Genomic DNA, 18,391 nt, shown 5'->3' on the forward strand with positions numbered 1-18,391 from the left:
AATCGTTTGTAGTTTGCCGCTGGCAAGTCTGACAGAAACCAATTAATGGTTACTCGATCAAGTAGACCTTTAAAACAATTGTATCTGCCCTGACTTACCATAAACAAACACTTCTTTAAAAGGTATGGATCAGGTATTAAAGGGACAAATTGCAATTATCACCGGCGCCAGCAGTGGAATCGGAGCGGGGGTCGCCAAGTCGCTGGCGGCTGCCGGAGCTACTGTTGTGGTAAATTATCCTGTTGAGGCCACAAAGCCGGCAGCTGATGCTGTATTGAAAGAAATTACCGATGCAGGCGGTGCAGGCATGGTGGCCCAGTGTGATGTTAGCAAGGAAGACCAGGTAATCAACTTATTTGCCGACGTGGTAGCTCAATACGGCACAGTCGATATATTAATCAATAATGCGGGGCTTCAGCGCGATGCGAAGTTTGATGAAATGACCCTCGATCAGTGGAATACCGTGATTGGTGTTAACCTGACAGGCCAGTTCCTGTGCGCTCGCGAGGCCATACGGGAGTTTTTGCGCCGTGGACCACGCCCGGCTGTATCAGCAGCCACCGGAAAAATCATCTGTATGAGCTCCGTGCATGAATTAATTCCCTGGGCCGGACATGTTAATTACGCGACCTCAAAAGGTGGGGTAAAAATGTTGATGCAGTCGCTGGCGCAGGAATATGGTGATCGGAAGATTCGGGTCAACAGCATTTGCCCCGGTGCCATTCAAACACCCATCAACCGGGCGGCCTGGGAAACCCCTCAGGCACTAAACGGCCTGATGACCTTAATTCCTTATAACCGAATTGGCCAGCCCCAGGATATTGGGAATCTCGCCGTGTTTCTCTCTTCCGACCAATCAGACTACATTACTGGTGCCAGCATCTTCATCGATGGCGGCATGACCGTATTTGAAGGATTTGCAACGGGGGGGTGAATTAAAATGAATAATGAATAATGAAGAATTGATTGCAGTCGGTAGTTCTATATTATCCATTATTCATTATCCATTAAACTCTATGATAATCGAACAACACCGCTTAGAAGATCCTGCCTGGCGGCAGTGGGGACCTTATGTCTCCGATCGTCAGTGGGGTACCGTACGTGAAGATTATAGTTCCAATGGCGATGCCTGGAATTACACAACACACGATATAGCCCGTAGCTACACCTATCGCTGGGGCGAAGAAGGGATTGCGGGTATTTCGGACGACAGGCAGCAATTGTGCCTTGCGCTGGCCCTCTGGAATGGAAAGGACCCGATTCTGAAGGAACGCTATTTTGGCCTGACGAACAGCGAGGGAAATCATGGCGAAGATGTTAAGGAGCTCTATTATTACCTGGACAACACGCCAACGCATTCGTATCAGCGGATGCTCTATAAATACCCACAGGCTGCCTATCCCTATCAATGGCTCATCAACGAAAACGGCCGTAGAACCCGTCTGGACCCCGAATTTGAACTGCTCGATACCGGCCTTTTCGATGAAGACCGGTATTTCGACGTATTTGTGGAGTACGCCAAAGCCGGACCGAAAGATATATTGATGACCGTGACCGTGTATAATCGCGGTCCAGAAGCGGCTACAATCCACCTCCTGCCCACACTCTGGTTCCGAAATACATGGGCGTTTGGCGACGACTCCGACGGAGTTCCCAATTACCGACCTTCACTGGTCCTGCAACCTAATGGAACCGTGTCTGTTGAGGACTCAGATTTAGGTCGGTATGTGCTCCACGCCGAAGGAAAACCAGACTGGTTGTTTTGTGAGAACGAAACGAATATGGTTCGGCTGTACAACATCCATTCCGGATCGCCCTATCCAAAAGATGGCATCAATGACCATGTCGTGCAGGGTGCTTCAACGGTCAATCCTGCTCAGGTAGGCACTAAAGCAGCTGCGCACTACCAATTGGCCATTGAACCGGGCGACTCTACAACGATCCGGCTTCGACTTGAAGCCCCCAGCATCAGTGAGATTGATTCTGTTGCTCCTTTTGTGGATTTTGATCAGATCATAAGCCAGCGGAAGGCGGAAGCTGACAAGTTTTATGCGCACGTCCAGCCCGCCGAGGCTACCCTGGATGAGAAACGGGTACAGCGGCAGGCATTTGCCGGGATGCTCTGGAGCAAGCAATATTATTATTACGATGTATCGCGGTGGTTAGCTGGCGATAAAAACCATCCGCCACCCCCGCCCGAACGGGCACAGGGACGAAACCACACCTGGCTACAGCTTATCAATGCTGGGGTTATTTCAATGCCCGATACATGGGAGTATCCCTGGTATGCCGCCTGGGACTGGGCATTTCATTGCGTTACGCTATCGCTGGTTGATCCCGGCTTTGCCAAGCAGCAATTAATGATGCTGACTAACGAGTGGTTTATGCATCCTAATGGTCAATTGCCTGCCTACGAATGGAATTTTTCCGATGTGAACCCTCCCGTACAGGCCTGGGCCGCCTGGCGGATCTATCACATCGAACTGGAGCGCAAGCCACCCGGTGAAGAAGATCTGACGTTTTTGCGGGGTATTTTCCACAAACTCATGCTCAACTTTACCTGGTGGGTAAACCGTAAAGATGAGGTAGGGAATAATATTTTTGAAGGCGGGTTTCTGGGATTAGATAATATCGGTGTTTTTGACCGGAACACCCAGTTTCCGGACGGAAGCCATCTGGAGCAGGCCGATGGTACCAGCTGGATGGCGATGTATGCACTGAATATGATGCGGATCGCACTCGAATTGGCCCGACACGACTCGGTTTACGACGAAATGGCTACCAAGTTCTTCGATCATTTTCTGTACATCGCCGGTGCCATTACCAATATGGGCCAAACCAACGTGGGCTTGTGGGACGATGAAGATGCCTTTTTTTATGACCAGCTTCGATTAAATGATGGCAGTGTTCAGCGGATGCGGGTACGAACGTTGGTAGGGCTTATTCCGATGTTTGCGGTTGAGGTGCTGGATGATGAATTGATGCGGGCAAACCCTGCTTTCCTGAAACGGATGATCTGGTTCCAGAGCCACCGGCCAGATCTGTATCATCAGGTATCCCGTTATACCGAAACGGGCCAGGAGGAAAAGCGACTGCTTAGTCTGTTGCGGGGTTTCAGACTTAAATCACTCTTGTGTAAGATGCTGGATGAGAATGAATTCCTGAGTCCACACGGCATTCGGGCCGTATCAAAAGTCTATCGGGATCATCCCTACGAATTTACCTTAGAGAATACCACATTTCGGCTTACCTATACACCCGCCGAAAGTGATAGCGATATGTTTGGGGGCAATAGTAACTGGCGTGGGCCTGTCTGGATGCCTACCAACTATTTATTAGTGGAAAGCCTAACGCGGTTTTACGACTATTTTGGGGATGCCTTTACGGTTGAATACCCGATTGGATCAGGTCAGCAGGTAACCCTTAAAACGGTAGCGCAGGAACTAACTAACCGACTGATCAGTCTTTTTACTGTTGATGCTAACGGCCAGCGACCTTCATTTGGACAACACCCCAAATACCAGGACCCTGAGTTTAGAGATTACATCCTGTTTTATGAATATTTTGATGGCGATAATGGTCGGGGCGTAGGTGCCAGTCACCAAACGGGCTGGACGGGCTTAGTTGCGGAGTTAATTAGCCGGAAGTATAAAACGGAATGATGGCGTCGGTTAGAAGAAACCAACGTAACGTGATCGGTAAGCCGCCTGGTTTAAAGGGTACAAAAGGAGCGCGGTTTTTATGTATATCGCGCTCCTTTTGTACCCTTTAAACCAGGCGGTACGTACGTCAATTACCGACGTGCTGGACGAAGCACCAGGAACCGTTGTTGAAGCAGGTAGTAACTACCGAATAACAAACCGCTGAAAAACAGGTCGCCAAAGACGCCATTCAGGAAAAACGACGTTCCATTATAGAAAGCCAGACCTGCCGCATAGCAAGTCATCAGTCCCGCTGCTGTTTGCGGATAGAACGAGCTACCATACCAAACGGCAAAATTGGTGATCAGAAAAAACAATACCGAAGACGTAATCGAAGCAATGGCGATGCGTCCGGCTGCAGGCTGTTGCAGATTCGGGCGACGGACCGCCCACAGACCGAGCAACCAGGTTAGAGCGAAGCTGATGTACACGGCCCCCATGCTCCCATGAAAACCGATGAGAGAATCACTCAGTAACATAGCCGCCAGCGGAGCCGCCAGCCCTAACCATTTCCGTTCAAAGGTAGCCGCGCCGAATAATGCCAGAGCCGCTATGGGCGTAAAATTAGGCCAGTGTGGGACTAAACGGAACAAAGCAGTAGCTAGAACAAGGGTGGTAAGCGTGAGTAAACGAATTTGAAGCGGCTTCATGGTAAAATCAGCGATTGATGTATTGACTTATGTACGACTGCCTTCAGTAGAATAACGGTTCAACTGATACTGGATGCGAGCGAAGGCGATATACGTTTGACAAAGGTAACTCCATAAACAGATACAGCCAAGCCCAATGCACATCCCGTTAATAAAGATGATCGTTGCGTAAACTACTACCCTGGTATTGAGTTCATACGGTCAGTACTATCTATCTGGAAACACATTATGACTGCCTTACTGCTTGTCGATATTGATTGGGGAAAAATGGTTACGCCTAGTATGTCACTCTGGGAAATCTTAATTCGGGGTACACTCACTTATTGGTTCTGTTTTGCCTATATCCGATTTTTCAGACGTGGGGCTGGCCAGCTTGGTATTAGCGATTTATTGCTCATCACCCTTATTTCAGATGCATCACAAAACTCGATGGCGGGGGAGTATACCTCAATTACGGAGGGGTTTGTTCTGGTGGGCGTACTGGTCTTCTGGGATTATGCCATTAACTGGCTTGGCTATCGATCGGTTTTCTTCAGCAAAATAGGGGAGCCAGATCCTGTTTTGCTGATTAAAAACGGCGTTATGCAACGTCAGAATATGAAAAAAGAATTAATTACAGCCTCAGAATTAACGGGCATGCTTCGGGAGCAGGGCGTGGATGACCTGGTACAGGTGAGAGCCTGCTATATAGAAGGTAGTGGTAATATTAGTATCATTAAAACATAAACTCAGCTCTTTTATCATTCATCATGAAATAAGGCCGTTTATCCTTTTAAATCTCCGTTTATTATTAATTAGATAGTTGTCTAAATGATTAATTAGATATTTGTCTAACTATTTAATGATAGACAAATGAACAACCTCTTTAAAGCCCTAAATGACCCGACCCGTCGGCAGATACTGGACCTGTTGCGCGGGGGCGACCTAAACGCCGGTGAGATTGCCGAGCGGTTCGATATGACCAAGCCCAGTATTTCGCACCACCTTGATCTACTCCGGCAGGCCGGTCTGGTAGAAGCCACTAAACAGGGGCAGTTTATCAATTATACCCTCAACACCACCGTTCTCGACGATCTGCTGGCCTGGTTGATCAGCTTTCAGAAAACGGATGCGCCAATTTCTGAGAAAACACCGAATCAAAACCTGTAAACACCTACTCAAATGAAAACGAATTCTACATCTGCCGAGCTACTAATGGTAGTCCTTATGCTATCTCCGCTAGTGTATCTGGGAATTGTCTGGAATCAGCTTCCTGCTGAAATTGCCACACACTTTGACTTACAGGGGAATCCAAACGACTGGCAACGGAAAGAAACAGCTGCTTTATTAATTGGAGGCTTATCTGTATTTCTTTATCTGGTTCTCCGATTCCTGCCAGCTCTTGATCTTAGAGGACAGCTACAAATGTCGTCAAACTATCAGAAACTACGTTTTGCTGTTACGCTTCTGTTTGCGGCCATGATGATCTGGTTATTCTATATGGCTGGTCATCCGGCAGATACTAAATTTTCTACTAGCGTAATACTTGCACTGGTTGGATTAATGTTAGCAGGAATGGGAAATTACCTTACCTCGATAAAGCCCAATTGGTTTGTAGGTATCCGCACTCCCTGGACAATAGGAAATGAAACTGTCTGGCGTAAAACGCACCGTCTGGGTGGACGACTAATGGTAGCAGGTGGATTATTAAGTGCGGTGCTGGCTCTGGTTGTTCCAATGTCGTATAAAGTAGGTTGTGTACTAGGCGTCACAATGCTTACCGTACTCATACCCGTTGTGTATTCCTACATTTATTCCCAGCAGGAAAAAAGACATCAACTTAATTGATTGCTCCTGCGGTGTGTCATTAACGTTTCGTTAGATGCTTTAGCTACGAAAAAGAATCAATAGTATCAAATCATACTAATTTGTTAATTATCAAACAGCTATGAATCATTTCCTCCCTATCGTCTTTCTATTCCTGTCTGCTAATTTGACCACATTTGGCCAGACCGAGGAGCCTATTCATTACAAAGTCATTGAGCCAGCTGGGGCCGATCTTACACTCGATGGTACGCTTACGGTGCCCGATAAGGTGAAAAAAGCGGTGCCAGTGGTGCTACTCATTGCCGGTTCAGGCCCGACCGATCGCGATTGTAACAGTACGTACGGATTTAAGACAAATGCCTTTAAAATGCTGGCCGATAGTCTGGTTCGACAGGGAATAGCCGTTGCCCGCTACGACAAGCGCTATTCGGGCACTAATCTGAAGTCAGCCGTTGCTGCAATCAGCACAGATAAACACCGATTTGACTATTATGTAAGCGATGCTGTTGGGTTTATTCAGCAATTACAGGCTGATAAGCGATTTTCTAAAGTGATCGTAGCAGGCCATTCAGAGGGCTCATTGGTGGGTATGCTGGCGGCAAAGCAGACGAAAGTGGCTAAGTATATTTCAATTGCAGGGGCTGGCCGGAATATTGCCGATGTCATGAAGGTGCAGTTTCAAACGGCTCTGCCAGACACACTTCGTTCGTTAGCATCCGTAATTCTCGACTCGCTTAAGGAAGGGTATCGCGTTCAACGGGTGAATCCGTTCCTGCAAACCATGTTCAACGCAAAAATGCAACCGGGCCTGATTTCCTGGATGAAATATGACCCCAGCGTTGAAATCAAAAAATTCAATGGGCCAGTTCTGCTGATTAATGGGAAGAATGATATTCAGGTAGCTACCAGCGAAGCTGAACTATTGAAAGCAGCCCGGCCAGATGCGACACTGGCGCTGATTAATCGGATGAATCACATTTTCAAAAATGCGCCCCTGGATCGGGCTGAAAATATTAAAACCTACAATAATCCTGAATTGCCACTTACGCCTGGGCTGGTTGAGACAATTGCCCAATTTGTGAACAATTAGTAGACAGGTTATTAGTTACTGGTTCTTAATCTGATGGTTTAATCGACTACTAACGCAATGACCAATACCTAATTAGCAGAGTAGTGTTGCAGATACGCAATCAGCCGCTCGAAATGCAACTGCTCGTACGGGTTTTGGGTCAGACGAATCAGCAAATGGCGGTAACTATCTACTAACCCTTCGAAGTGGGGATTGTGATTTAGCCGGGCGGCAATCAGGCCTTTGTAACAGCGATGGGTTTGGTTATAAACGAATTGACAAGGCTGATTAGGGCTTTCGTTCAGCAGTAGATCGAGGGTGGATAGGATAGAGGCCGAATCGAGAAAATCGAATCCCTGTTTGTTGAAAAACAATTCGATTTTCTCACAAACGTCCGAAAGAGCTTCTCCGGAATGAATCTTATACCGGGAAGACTTAAAGCCGCTAAATCGGGCAACCGACAGGAGAAACGTATTGGCGTCGAGCCGGAAATCAGGTTGATTGTTCAGAAATTGCTGGGCAATTTGTTCAATCTGGTCGTTCCTGGCCCCAAAATTAACATCCAGCATAGTATCATCCACACAAAAAACAGAGGATAGAATAATATTCTGAAACCCGCTGGTATTGATGCGCCGAAACTGTTTTTTTTCTGGCAGCAAGGTAAATCCGTGCTCGGCGAAAAACGGAGCAAGGTGCTGATAGAGATTGGTTTCAAATGGAGTAATGGTCATCTTGTTTGTCACAACAATTAGTAAAGAGGATCATATTACGACATAACTAACAGGCAAGAATTAAGTTAGTAGAATTTCCAGAAATAATTTAATTTTATACACCAAATTTAGCGATTCAATCAACTAATTTCAGCATAACGAGAAATAGGCTAATAAAATGAAACAGCTGGTAAATTGGTTGTACAACTCTCTGATCAGGGTCATCCAGGTCGTATTCCCTGACAGCAATCTGGCGCAGCGAAAGGGAAATCAGGATATTGATCGTAGCAAAGAGAACCGGAGCTTTTCGGTGGGACGCCTGTATTATAGCATTCCGGGTAAGTGTTACAGCGGGTTTATTATAAACGGACGCATAGTAAAGCCAAACGCCTGACTAAATCTTTAGTCAGGCGTTTGGCTTGTTTGGAAGTGGTTGTCTGCACAACATTAGGCCATAGGCGCAGCGGCAGAAACAAGCCGTCTCAGCATACGCGAGCCAGCGGTTTTCTTGGTCTGCATTTTATTCAAATACCGACAGCACAAACAGTCTACTTTTCCGCCCCTACCAAGCCGCTGGTCGATAGCAGGAATGCGTAGCCCCTGAGGGCAGTTGTCATTGGTATGATAAACTAATTGCTGAAGGGTATAAAAGGGGGAGATTTGAGCCATTTTGAGTCTTGATTAAACGTGAGTTACCATATAACTCGAATCAAGCCAAATCGGTTAGCTTTTGAGGTAATGAATTAATCAAATATTAATGAATTTGTCTGATAATGACTGTATGGACGGATAGTGGTATCTCATCAGTAGTTCATAACAGGCTTGTTCTTAACGCCGATTTTTGTTAAAGACAATTGCGGGTAGAGTAACCGTATCAAACCAATAATTTCGCAAATTTCTTATATAGTCGACCCATTCATCCAGGCGCGTAGGTTTGATGGTAAAGGCAGAAACGCCTAATGCATATGAGTTTTCAATGTCACCATATAAGTTGCTTACAGTGAGGATAACAACGGGCAGAAAACGCGTGTTTTCATTCGCTCGTAAAAATGATAAAAAGTGTAGGCCGTTATCCGCGGAACTTAAGTTAAGGTCTAGTAAAACCAATCGTGGTCCGTACCCTTCCAGGGTTTCAATATAGGCGATGGCTTCAGCAGCGCTGGTTACCTGAAAAAACGAGGCTTCGGGAAAAACCTGCTGTGCGGCATGATTTAACAACTCAATCAGATGCGGATCGTCGTCCACAAGAAGGATTGAATAGTGGTATGGCATTGGTACGGGGAGCTTGGTAAGCAATATAGCTACTCTTTTACGCATGCACAACTGGGGGCGTCAACAGAATCTAGTTGGCCAGAGCACTACTAGTCCAACCCATTTTGTATCCATTAATCCAGTTGCTGCATTCGATTTAAACCGTCCTCTATGGCACGCACCGTTTTGATGGTATCCTTGAGTAGCGGCCTGATTGTGTCGGGGTTTGGGTTGATCGACTCCGTTATCAGGTGAAGAATCGTTTCATGGAGTTGAAGAACCTGCGGTCTGACCTCATCCCTGGCAATAGCCGCTATCTGCTCTAACTCAGTATTTCGTTGTTCTAACAATCTTTTAAGAGTTGTCAGGGCTTTATTGGTTCTTCTGAGCTCCAGTAAGTTGACAACCTGTTTGGCCAGAATTTTTAACGAGCTTAACTGGTTTTCCGTTAACTGCTTAGGCGTATGATCAATCACACACAAAGAGCCCAGCGCATAACCATCCTCATTTATCAGAGGAACGCCCGCATAAAAAATCACATGGGGATCGCCCGTTACTAAAGGATTGCCCATAAAACGCACATCTTTCCGAGAATCAGGAACAATTAACAGTTCCGTTGGATTGAGAATTCCATGCGCACAAAACGCAAATTCTCGCGGTGTTTCGCGTACCGTAAGGCCAAGATTAGATTTAAACCACTGCCGATCGTCATCAATCAGGCTGATTAATGAAATGGGCGTTTGGCAAATTTCGGAAGCAAGCGTAGTTAGTTCGTCATAATCCGGTTCGGGCAATGAATCAAGAATCTCGTAACTTCGAAGGGCATCTATTCGGTTAGTTTCCTCTGGGGGAGGGGGAGGAATTTGCATGGTTTATTCAGCCAGATTATGGTAAAAACTACGTAGGATTTACAAGACTCTACTCATTCAGGCCCGTAAAAACTGCCTATTTGCATCGGCTATACGGTGTGTAACGTTGAATAGACCAATTTGCCTGACAGCGTCAAAAGCAGCGTAACCGATTACTTTTTTAACTGAGCGCTATGGGGCACTCAACAAGTTAATCAATGTGAATTCGGGTTGTAAAGGCTACACTAGCTATGTACAAACCCGAATTCACATCGTCTATTCTTCTGGATATCAGGTTAGGCAACCTTGATATGCGCTGGTACAAAGGAATTCCATTCTGGTTTAAGCAGATGTGTACTCGTACAGCATTTCTTGGGTAGCTCAAGACCTAGCTGCTTGGTAACTCCGTATATCCGCCGTCGGCTAATTTGAAGGCGAGCGCCATTTCGCATAATTAAGTGGGCATCGATGGAGGAAAGCACAATACAGCTATGAACATGCTGTGGATTAATTAAATGGGCCTTGTGATTCCGAATAAACTGGGGCCAGCGATCACTATACCATTTTAAGGTTCTGCTCGATAAGATCGCCTTTCCATTCAGGAGATAGATCGTACAGTAATTCACATCCCCGACTAAATACATAATCTGTTGAGGATCAAACTTGTGTTGTACCTGGGCTGCGTTTAATTGTTTCATTGTAGGTATGATTGATAGGGGTGGAAAACTAAAAGTATTCTAATTTAGGCTTAAGTATAATAATAATTTTTTAATTGTTTTTAATTTTCTTTAATTGGTAACATAATATCTTATGGTACTCCAATAATTTTTTAGATCGTTGCTGGGTAGTAACTGAAGAAGCCATTAGGATGAGAGATGGAGAGGGTACGTTTAGACAAGTTCCAGTTTTTCGTTAACTATATCTATACGAACACTAGGTTTTTTAGTTGCTAAGGGTACAGTTTACAACCTTTTTTAACCAGATTGAGTCCTTATGCAGAGTTGATCATTTTTAACTGAAAACTAACGTTTACCAGATGAAAAATGTACGCATACCAAGCTTGATTGTAATCTGCTACGGGGTTATTCTATTCGTAAGTCTGGGTGCTTCAAATTGTGTCAATGAGCCCAGCTATTCAACCACGCCACAAATTGAATTTAAAGGGATTAGTCGGTACTCGCTTGGGACAGGGGCAGGTGTAGGGCAACAGAAGCGAGACTCTCTGGTGATCACGATAGGCTTCAAGGATGGGGACGGAGACTTGGGCGACAACCTTCCAATTAGTGCTGCTGATACGGCTCGTTACCTGCAAGCAGGGGGCTGGGGAAGTTACAGGATTAAGACATTTAGACTCGAAGATAATCAGTTTAAGGAGATCCCTAGTAGAGAGGATAATGCCTTATTTTTTCCTCAGCTGGGCCGCGAAGGAAAGAAGGAACCCATTGAGGGGACTATTGACTTTAGGCAAACCTATCAATACACCAACAGCTACAGAAACTACCTGATAAAGTACCGAATTCAACTTCGGGATCGGGCCTTAACCAGCAGTAATGAAATCGAAACGGACACCATCACGGTTCCCTTCCCCGACCGTTAGTGACTGGACATCAATGGACAGGGTCTACCTCAAAGATGAACCAGTTATGAAATACAGCCTGAGTCTGCTTCTAGTACTAAGTGTTAGTATCAGTTGCGACAGAAATAAAGTTGATCCTTCGGTGTCGTCCTGTACATATGCTGGTAGAACACTGACACGCACCACTCAATTTATCAACCATGTTCCGGCCACGATAATTGCCGTTACGTCACCAAACACACCTGTCATTAGCTTCCAGATTAGTCGAGCGGGGACGTCAGCACCGCTTAGTAGTTGTAATTTGCCAGTGGCCTTTGCAAAAGACAGGTTGAACGTTACAGTAAGTGGATACCTTCTCACATTTCCTGGTATGGAGTATATGAACCTGAGCCCACTTCCGTTCGATGTAACAGATGTTAAAGTGCGTCTGTAGAAATTTTCCAGGTTGTGTATAAGCTTACTTAGTTGCCAACGAAAATGTTAAAACCAAGCTTTAACGTGGCATTTCGATACGTATAACTAGGAAAATCAGTTGATGTAACGGAATCATAGGTCACTGTTGAGCTATACCAATGATAGCCTATTTCAGTTTGTGCCTTTATCGATGCAAGTATATGAAAACTAGAAGTGATCAATCTGTGATGTGAGTTAAATAAAGTTAATTGGATTATAATTTAAACAACTTCTTGGCCTTGCTGTAATTGCGCTATTTTTCGGGTGTTAATCAGTTATACCATGAATGCACGAGTGTACTTATTTTTAGTACTGGCTTGCTTGTTTGGTAAGCCAGTGAGTGCCCAATGGAGACTCCTCTACCATAGCCAGGATATCAATAAGCAACAGGATACATCCCATACCACGAATCAAATTACTTCCATTGAATCGAGGGGTGTGTTGAGTAAGTATTTAGTAGTTCAGTATGCGCAGATAAAGCGGAAATTGATTGCTAAAAAATCAGTCTGGGGCCTTGTGGATGGGCAGGGGGCCATCTGGCGATCCTACCAGAAAGAGCTCTTTTTAGTGCTCAGATACAATGGGGGCTGGGTTGAGTATGTCGTAAACCGTCCGGTTCGAACGAGACTTACAGCGACTTATGCCGCCAGTATGTATAGTCGTACATTAGATAGTAAAATTACCTCAAGCTGGACAAAAGCCATGGAAGAGATTCCGCCTGGGCATATCTCCCGTTGATAATAGACTATTGATTGTAACGAGAACGATGTGATTGGAATCTAACGGCACGCCATAGCCTTACATACCGAAAAAAACACCAGACCAAAGGGCCTGGTGTTTTGATACACAACCAATTGCAAACGAAAGGAAGTTTCTTAAACGAACGTGCCGCCAAATCCATCCACGTTTGAACCCGTTTTCAGGGTGAGTTTTTTTACGTTACCCAGTCCCGTAAGTTTGGGTGTTTGGTAGGCCTTTTTAGCCGGACCAGTCGATATAGTTTTAGATTTTAATTTCATCTGTCAGGAAAATTAACGGTGAATTTGATGCCTGATTCAGCATCCAAACGAATTTATTGGACAACGATCCGATGCTGGCGGGTCTGGCCCCGTTCTTCGACTTTCAGAATGTACACGCCACTGGAGAGCTTATCCGATGCCTTCAGTAACAGATTTCCTCCCTGAGTGCCCGTTTTTAAAACGGGCTGCAAACGACCATCCAGCCCATAGAAGCTAACCAGGGCGGTTTCGGGCTCATCCAATCGAAGCGTAAAGCGGCCATCACTCACAATTGGATTGGGAAATGCCCCATAGGCCTCCTCGCGAAGGATCACCGAAATGGCGGGGTAGAGTGTGACTTTACCGCTCAAATCGGTTTGCCGTAACCGGTAATAGCTCGTTCCCTGGTAGGGAGCCTGATCCAGGAAATGGTAGGTCTTCAGGGAGTTGCTATTGGCGGATTCAACGCTGATTTCGCCAATTGTCTCGAACAGTGTCAGATCCTTACTGCGCTCCAGTTGAAACCCTCTGTTGTTGGTTTCAAGCGATGTTATCCAGCTTAGATCAACCGTATGATTCGCCTGAGCAGTTGCCGTGAAAGAGACCAGAGCAACAGGCAGGGCAAAGGCCGGTGAATTAGACACGCGGTTCGTATTTAGATTAATGGCTCCGGCAATGGAAAGTCCTCTACCTTCCAGGGCAGCCCCGGCCAGTAAGCTAATGGCTCCATTTGCCAGGATCGTCCCTCTAAACAACGAATTAAGGCCAAGATTGACTGCTCCATCGACTTGAAAATACACATTGGCAAAGGAGGCTCCATTGGTGAGCAGGATTCCTGAGCCCGTTGCGGTGCTTAACGCTCCAGTTAACTTAATGATAAACACTGCGTTGGCATTGCCCTGCGCATCCAGGGTCAGATTTCCCGACAGGGTTGACGCGCCGGCAGGGCCACTCTGGCAATACACGCCGGGCGTAAGGGTCAGCCCGCCCAGGCTAGGGCTAACGGCCGACGCGCAGGCTACATTGGTCAGGGCCGTATAAGCGCTGGAAACATCAGTAGCTACCTGGGCTGACGTAGCATTGGCTACGTTGGTCTGACCCGTAACTGTTCCTGGTGGAAACCCAGTTAAAGCCCCGACGTTGGTCCCGATATCTCCCCGCACGATTGACGCGCCTGTATTGGTAAATGCTCCGGCTACGGTAAATAACGCGTAACTGGCAGATGTTCCCAGATTGGGCGCTTGAGCAAAACTAATTCGCTGAAAAGCTAATACTGCAATACATATTAGACTAAGAAGTACTGTTTTGGACATAATGGTATAGATTATGAAATATAAGTTAATAACAGAAAGATAGTAATTTAGTTTATATATATTTTAAAATGGTTAAAAAAAATTAAACAAAAATAAAAATTCAGTAACCAAAAGTATTGTAAAATCCCAAGTATAGGATTGCTAGACTATTGTCGCCGTTGGTTGGGCTTAAAGTGCCTTCACTCCATTAGATAGGCTTTTTACAGGAGATTAAGTCAACTAGTTTTTTGCGATACTTTTTACAGGCTACCCTATTTTACTCAGGCTATAAGTAATTACCGGTGAAGAATTCAGTAAAATTGACAGGTTACATCAAAAATGATGGTACTTTACCAACTTAAACAAGCCAGATCACTCATTGCAGGGAATAGAGTTGAATCAGCAGAGTTTACTTTCCCCTGGAAATGCAGTTTTCTGTTTTAGTCAGTCTATACAACCAGAACTACAAAGTAATGTCATTGAAATCTGAAGAGGACCTGAGGGGAATGCAGCAGATTAGCCAACTAGTTGGCGCAACCCTGAAACACATGCAACAATATGCCCGACCAGGGATGTCGACGTTTGAGTTGGATCAATATGGGCGGCAACTGCTGGAAGAGCAGGGTGCCCGATCGGCCCCTAAGCTCACCTATGGCTTTCCCGGTTGGACCTGTATCAGTTTAAACGATGAGGTTTGTCACGGCATTCCCGCTGCGAACCGGCTTCTTCAGGAAGGGGACTTAGTCAATATTGATGTATCTGCCGAACTAAATGGCTATTGGTCAGACAATGGTGGATCGTTCGTGTTGGGGCAGGATATTCATCAGCATGGTGCGTTAGTAGAAGCCTCAAAGCGAATCCTGGCCAAAGCCATTAGCCGCATCCGAGCAGGGGTACAACTTGCTGAGATTGGGCGCCTAATTGAAACGGAAGCCAGGCGAAGTGGGTATCGGGTCATCAGGAATCTGGCTGGGCACGGCATAGGTCGGAGCCTGCATGAAGAACCACTTGAGATTCTATGCTATTATGATCGGTCTAATAAAACCCGGTTTCGAAAGCATTCGGTTGTAGCAATCGAAACGTTTTTATCCACCAAAGCCACCTATGCGCATGAAAAGGGGGATGGTTGGACCTTAATTGCGAAGGACAGTTTTGCCGTGCAGCATGAACAGACGATCATCGTTACCGATCAGCAACCGATCATTCTGACCGCTGCGAATCAATTATGGGAGTAACGTCTCGATTAGCTCATCACCACCTACCATAAATCCCCTGTACAGGAGCTTTATCTTAGCTAGTAGCTGTTAAGAAAGCTTAAGGATTTTATTAGCTTACAACCACACAAGCTTTAAACGCGTCTCTACTGCAAACAAACTGTGTAGACAATGAGACGGTGTTTAGTACTATTTTTTCTAATGATGCCTCTGGTGGGGAAGGCCCAAACCTTGAGCAACGACAAGCAGCAGGATTTACTCGGAAAGGGGCACATTAGCCTAGGGCTAAGTGTGGGGCAGGGCTACCGGGGCACTTATCCAACAACAAATTTTGTCTCACCTCGTATCCAGTATTTTATCGCCAATGGCTGGTCAATTGCGGCTGAAGGACGCTTCCTCACCAGTACGATCTATCATCAATCTGACAATAAGCCCGATTATCGATTACTGGCGGGGGGGCTTTCGACCCGCTATTACTTTGTGCGGGGAAAACGGGTGGCTGTTTTCGCTCATATAGGAACCGAATATGGCCAAAGTGCCTTTCATCTTACCCCTGATGCCCCCTTTTCTCCCGGCACGATCTCTAGCACCTGGCAAACCGATGCGGGATTAGGCATACAGTATCGAGTAGGCAAGCGGTGGGCTATCGAAGTGATGGGTGGTCGGAGTTGGTTGAGTAATTCATTGGTTTCTTCATCTGGATTTTTACCACCTGCTGATTTCAATCGCTGGCAATGTAGCGTCGGGATAAATTATCGGTTACACTAAGCGTACTATCAGGGTTGAACACTGCTATCTGCCACAGGGAACGGAGCGTATTAACCCATCACCCAAAGTTGGTTGGATCGCAACTATAACTACAGGTTTAGTTGCGATCCCATAGTGTACTAAGCCTTTTTTTATAGGCCAGGAACTGTTGCTGGTTTACGTGTTTATCCGTCGAAATCTCGAGTAGTTTCGCTTGCTTGCCCGGCCGGAAAAAGTCGGGGAGGAGAGACTGGAGGGTAACCGGAGTTGCACAGAGTTGATACTGAATCTTGGCATCCTCGGCAGTATTCCGGGCGGTATAGCCATGGGGTGTTTCGAAATAGGTTTCCAGTTCAGGTTGGCGACTGGGTCCGTCGATCATCCGGAAGATGTGTCCCCCATCATTATTAAGTAAAATAATGCGAAGGTTAGGTGGTACCGGTGCTGACCAGAGAGCATTGCGGTCGTAAAAAAAAGCAACATCTCCAATGATAACCGTTACGATCTGATCGGTAGCAAGCGCAGCACCAACCGCTGTACTTAAACAGCCATCGATCCCGCTAACCCCCCGATTAGCCGACACGCTGACGGCCTGTTGTTCGGATAGTCCGCAGAGGTTAGCATAGCGTACTGGCATACTGTTAGCCAGGTGGAGGATTGACTGCACAGGAATTTGTTCTAAAACGAGTTGAACCGCCGACCAGTCGGTAAGTGCACTCTCTGCCTTTGCCAGTGTTTGATTGATCAGACGGGCTGCCTTTCGGTCTGCTTGCAGCCATTGATTTAAGAACTCGTGGGAGTCATCGTCATCATCTCCCTGTAAAAATTGCTGATAGTCGATATCCGCGAATAGTTTTTCCAGGAATATCAGTGGGTCGGAGGGAATGAGCGTTGTTAAGCTCTGGAACGAATCCTGGATGCGATCCACTGCGGGCTGAATGTGCCAGTGACGATGAGGGTGTGTCAGTCCACCCAGTGACTGACGAAAGAATGTTTTCAGGTTCCGGGTCAGGAACGAATTTCCTAAGGTGATCAGCAAATCGGGCCGGAGTGCATCAGCCTGTTCTTCTGGGATACCCGATAGGAACGTATCGGTATGGGTAATAAATCGTTCATTGCTGGGAAGATTACTGACAATTTCGCCAATAATGGGAATTCCCAGTTCATCACTGATTTTAGAGAGGATGTCCAGGAGTGATCTATTTCGGGGGATCTGCCCAACCGCAATGAGTTTGCGCTCACTGTTTTCCCAGTCGGCTATCAAGGTATGCCAGGTTTCGGCCGAGAGGGTCGGATTGGCAGGTAGGGTATGAATAACCCGTACCCTGTCTGTCTGGAACGATTCCTGGGGAGTGGGGTAAAATGGCTCACGCAGTGGAACGTTAATATGTACTGGTCCTACCGGGTACAGGCGGCTTAAGGAAACGGCTTCGTTCACCGATCGTTCGATGAACCAGCGCGTATCGGGGTGGGTATAATCGGCGGGGAGGTCATAACTACGTTTTACCTGGTTGCCAAATACATTCACCTGATCCATTGTTTGTCCATCCTGTTGGTGTAGCCATTCATGGGGACGGTCGGCTGTCAGGAGTAGGAGCGGAACCTGTTGAAAATAGGCTTCAGCAACCGCCGGAGCCAGGTTATAAACTGCACTACCCGACGTACAGATCAATACAACTGGATTTTGTGTTTGTTGCGCAATCCCTAGGGCTACAAACCCTGCCGATCGTTCGTCGGCCAGTACACGCACCCGTAGGTGAGGGTGGCGGCCTACTGCCAGCGTTAGGGGAGCTGAGCGGGAACCCGGCGACACGACCACATCGGTAATTCCTTTTTGATAGAGTAATTCAGCAATGTTGACAATCGGCTGTAGAACGGGCATGTTTTAGTGGGTGAACGTGTGAACTAGCGAACGAGTGGTTAGAGGCTGCATACGATAAGTATACGGCCAATCGGTTGCTCTCAATACAAACATAAGCCGAAACCAGACGAGCTGTCGGACTTTCTATCATAGATTTTCTGTTACTTTGCTTATACGTACCCAGTAATCGTTCTGCATCTATAAACGATGGCCCT

Annotated in this window: 19 protein-coding genes; 10 read left to right on the forward strand and 9 right to left on the reverse strand. The window is 46.4% G+C overall.

The annotated features are described in order from the left end of the window. The first annotated feature begins 124 nt into the window (after positions 1-124). Positions 125-934 (forward strand): glucose 1-dehydrogenase, encoded by an 810-nt coding sequence (locus ACYVGO_RS25115; RefSeq protein WP_142773234.1) that lies wholly within the window; start codon positions 125-127, stop codon positions 932-934. An 82-nt stretch (positions 935-1,016) separates the two neighbouring features. Beyond that, positions 1,017-3,662 carry an MGH1-like glycoside hydrolase domain-containing protein gene (locus ACYVGO_RS25120; RefSeq protein ID WP_460971632.1) on the forward strand — a complete coding sequence of 882 codons (2,646 nt, stop codon included), beginning with the start codon at positions 1,017-1,019 and terminating at the stop codon, positions 3,660-3,662. Positions 3,663-3,793: 131 nt separating this feature from the next. Here the strand turns inward: ACYVGO_RS25120 and ACYVGO_RS25125 are convergent, their stop codons facing one another. Beyond that, entirely contained in the window at positions 3,794-4,351 is a 558-nt protein-coding gene (locus tag ACYVGO_RS25125) for a DUF6580 family putative transport protein (protein ID WP_142773232.1), read from the reverse strand. Between the two features lie 228 nt (positions 4,352-4,579). On the opposite strand from ACYVGO_RS25125, the gene ACYVGO_RS25130 reads away from it, so the two are divergent. From ACYVGO_RS25130 to ACYVGO_RS25145, 4 genes are all read left to right on the forward strand, one after another. Beyond that, positions 4,580-5,077 (forward strand): DUF421 domain-containing protein, encoded by a 498-nt coding sequence (locus tag ACYVGO_RS25130; RefSeq protein ID WP_460971633.1) that lies wholly within the window; start codon positions 4,580-4,582, stop codon positions 5,075-5,077. Between the two features lie 126 nt (positions 5,078-5,203). Continuing rightward, positions 5,204-5,500, forward strand: coding sequence for an autorepressor SdpR family transcription factor (locus tag ACYVGO_RS25135; RefSeq protein WP_142773230.1), 297 nt, complete (start codon positions 5,204-5,206; stop codon positions 5,498-5,500). Positions 5,501-5,512: 12 nt separating this feature from the next. Beyond that, positions 5,513-6,178 (forward strand): SdpI family protein, encoded by a 666-nt coding sequence (locus ACYVGO_RS25140; protein ID WP_460971634.1) that lies wholly within the window; start codon positions 5,513-5,515, stop codon positions 6,176-6,178. A gap of 100 nt (positions 6,179-6,278) precedes the next feature. Next, positions 6,279-7,247 carry an alpha/beta hydrolase family protein gene (locus tag ACYVGO_RS25145; RefSeq protein WP_142773228.1) on the forward strand — a complete coding sequence of 323 codons (969 nt, stop codon included), beginning with the start codon at positions 6,279-6,281 and terminating at the stop codon, positions 7,245-7,247. A gap of 68 nt (positions 7,248-7,315) precedes the next feature. Here the strand turns inward: ACYVGO_RS25145 and ACYVGO_RS25150 are convergent, their stop codons facing one another. The 5 genes from ACYVGO_RS25150 to ACYVGO_RS25170 all read right to left on the reverse strand — a co-directional run bounded on the left by ACYVGO_RS25150 (position 7,316) and on the right by ACYVGO_RS25170 (position 10,733). Further along, complete coding sequence (locus ACYVGO_RS25150; protein ID WP_460971635.1) at positions 7,316-7,957, reverse strand: hypothetical protein; 642 nt, start codon at positions 7,955-7,957, stop codon at positions 7,316-7,318. 426 nt (positions 7,958-8,383) lie between these two features. After that, the gene (locus ACYVGO_RS25155; protein WP_142773226.1) at positions 8,384-8,605 is read right to left on the reverse strand and encodes a hypothetical protein; all 222 of its coding nucleotides are present in this window, start codon (positions 8,603-8,605) and stop codon (positions 8,384-8,386) included. A 159-nt stretch (positions 8,606-8,764) separates the two neighbouring features. Continuing rightward, positions 8,765-9,253, reverse strand: a complete 489-nt coding sequence (locus ACYVGO_RS25160) for a response regulator (protein ID WP_460971636.1) — start codon at positions 9,251-9,253, stop codon at positions 8,765-8,767. Positions 9,254-9,321: 68 nt separating this feature from the next. After that, positions 9,322-10,056, reverse strand: coding sequence for a GAF domain-containing protein (locus ACYVGO_RS25165; RefSeq protein ID WP_460971637.1), 735 nt, complete (start codon positions 10,054-10,056; stop codon positions 9,322-9,324). A 275-nt stretch (positions 10,057-10,331) separates the two neighbouring features. Beyond that, positions 10,332-10,733, reverse strand: coding sequence for a LytTR family DNA-binding domain-containing protein (locus ACYVGO_RS25170; protein ID WP_142773223.1), 402 nt, complete (start codon positions 10,731-10,733; stop codon positions 10,332-10,334). Positions 10,734-11,071: 338 nt separating this feature from the next. Between ACYVGO_RS25170 and ACYVGO_RS25175 the strand changes: the two genes are divergently transcribed. Then, on the forward strand, positions 11,072-11,632 hold the full coding sequence (locus tag ACYVGO_RS25175; protein ID WP_460971638.1) for a hypothetical protein: 561 nt from the start codon (positions 11,072-11,074) through the stop codon (positions 11,630-11,632). A gap of 714 nt (positions 11,633-12,346) precedes the next feature. Continuing rightward, the gene (locus ACYVGO_RS25180; RefSeq protein WP_460971639.1) at positions 12,347-12,802 is read left to right on the forward strand and encodes a hypothetical protein; all 456 of its coding nucleotides are present in this window, start codon (positions 12,347-12,349) and stop codon (positions 12,800-12,802) included. 137 nt (positions 12,803-12,939) lie between these two features. Here the strand turns inward: ACYVGO_RS25180 and ACYVGO_RS25185 are convergent, their stop codons facing one another. Together ACYVGO_RS25185 and ACYVGO_RS25190 are read right to left on the reverse strand one after the other, a co-directional pair. Beyond that, positions 12,940-13,083, reverse strand: coding sequence for a lasso RiPP family leader peptide-containing protein (locus tag ACYVGO_RS25185; protein ID WP_142773219.1), 144 nt, complete (start codon positions 13,081-13,083; stop codon positions 12,940-12,942). A gap of 53 nt (positions 13,084-13,136) precedes the next feature. Continuing rightward, positions 13,137-14,375, reverse strand: coding sequence for an ice-binding family protein (locus ACYVGO_RS25190; RefSeq protein WP_460971640.1), 1,239 nt, complete (start codon positions 14,373-14,375; stop codon positions 13,137-13,139). Between the two features lie 452 nt (positions 14,376-14,827). Here ACYVGO_RS25190 and map point away from each other — a divergent pair, with 452 nt between their 5' ends. Beyond that, complete coding sequence (map, locus tag ACYVGO_RS25195; RefSeq protein WP_460971641.1) at positions 14,828-15,589, forward strand: type I methionyl aminopeptidase; 762 nt, start codon at positions 14,828-14,830, stop codon at positions 15,587-15,589. A gap of 150 nt (positions 15,590-15,739) precedes the next feature. Next, positions 15,740-16,336 carry a porin family protein gene (locus ACYVGO_RS25200; protein WP_460971642.1) on the forward strand — a complete coding sequence of 199 codons (597 nt, stop codon included), beginning with the start codon at positions 15,740-15,742 and terminating at the stop codon, positions 16,334-16,336. 97 nt (positions 16,337-16,433) lie between these two features. Here the strand turns inward: ACYVGO_RS25200 and menD are convergent, their stop codons facing one another. After that, positions 16,434-18,197, reverse strand: a complete 1,764-nt coding sequence (gene menD / locus ACYVGO_RS25205) for a 2-succinyl-5-enolpyruvyl-6-hydroxy-3-cyclohexene-1-carboxylic-acid synthase (protein WP_460971643.1) — start codon at positions 18,195-18,197, stop codon at positions 16,434-16,436. Positions 18,198-18,391 lie beyond the last annotated feature (194 nt).

Source organism: Spirosoma migulaei (assembly GCF_054776855.1).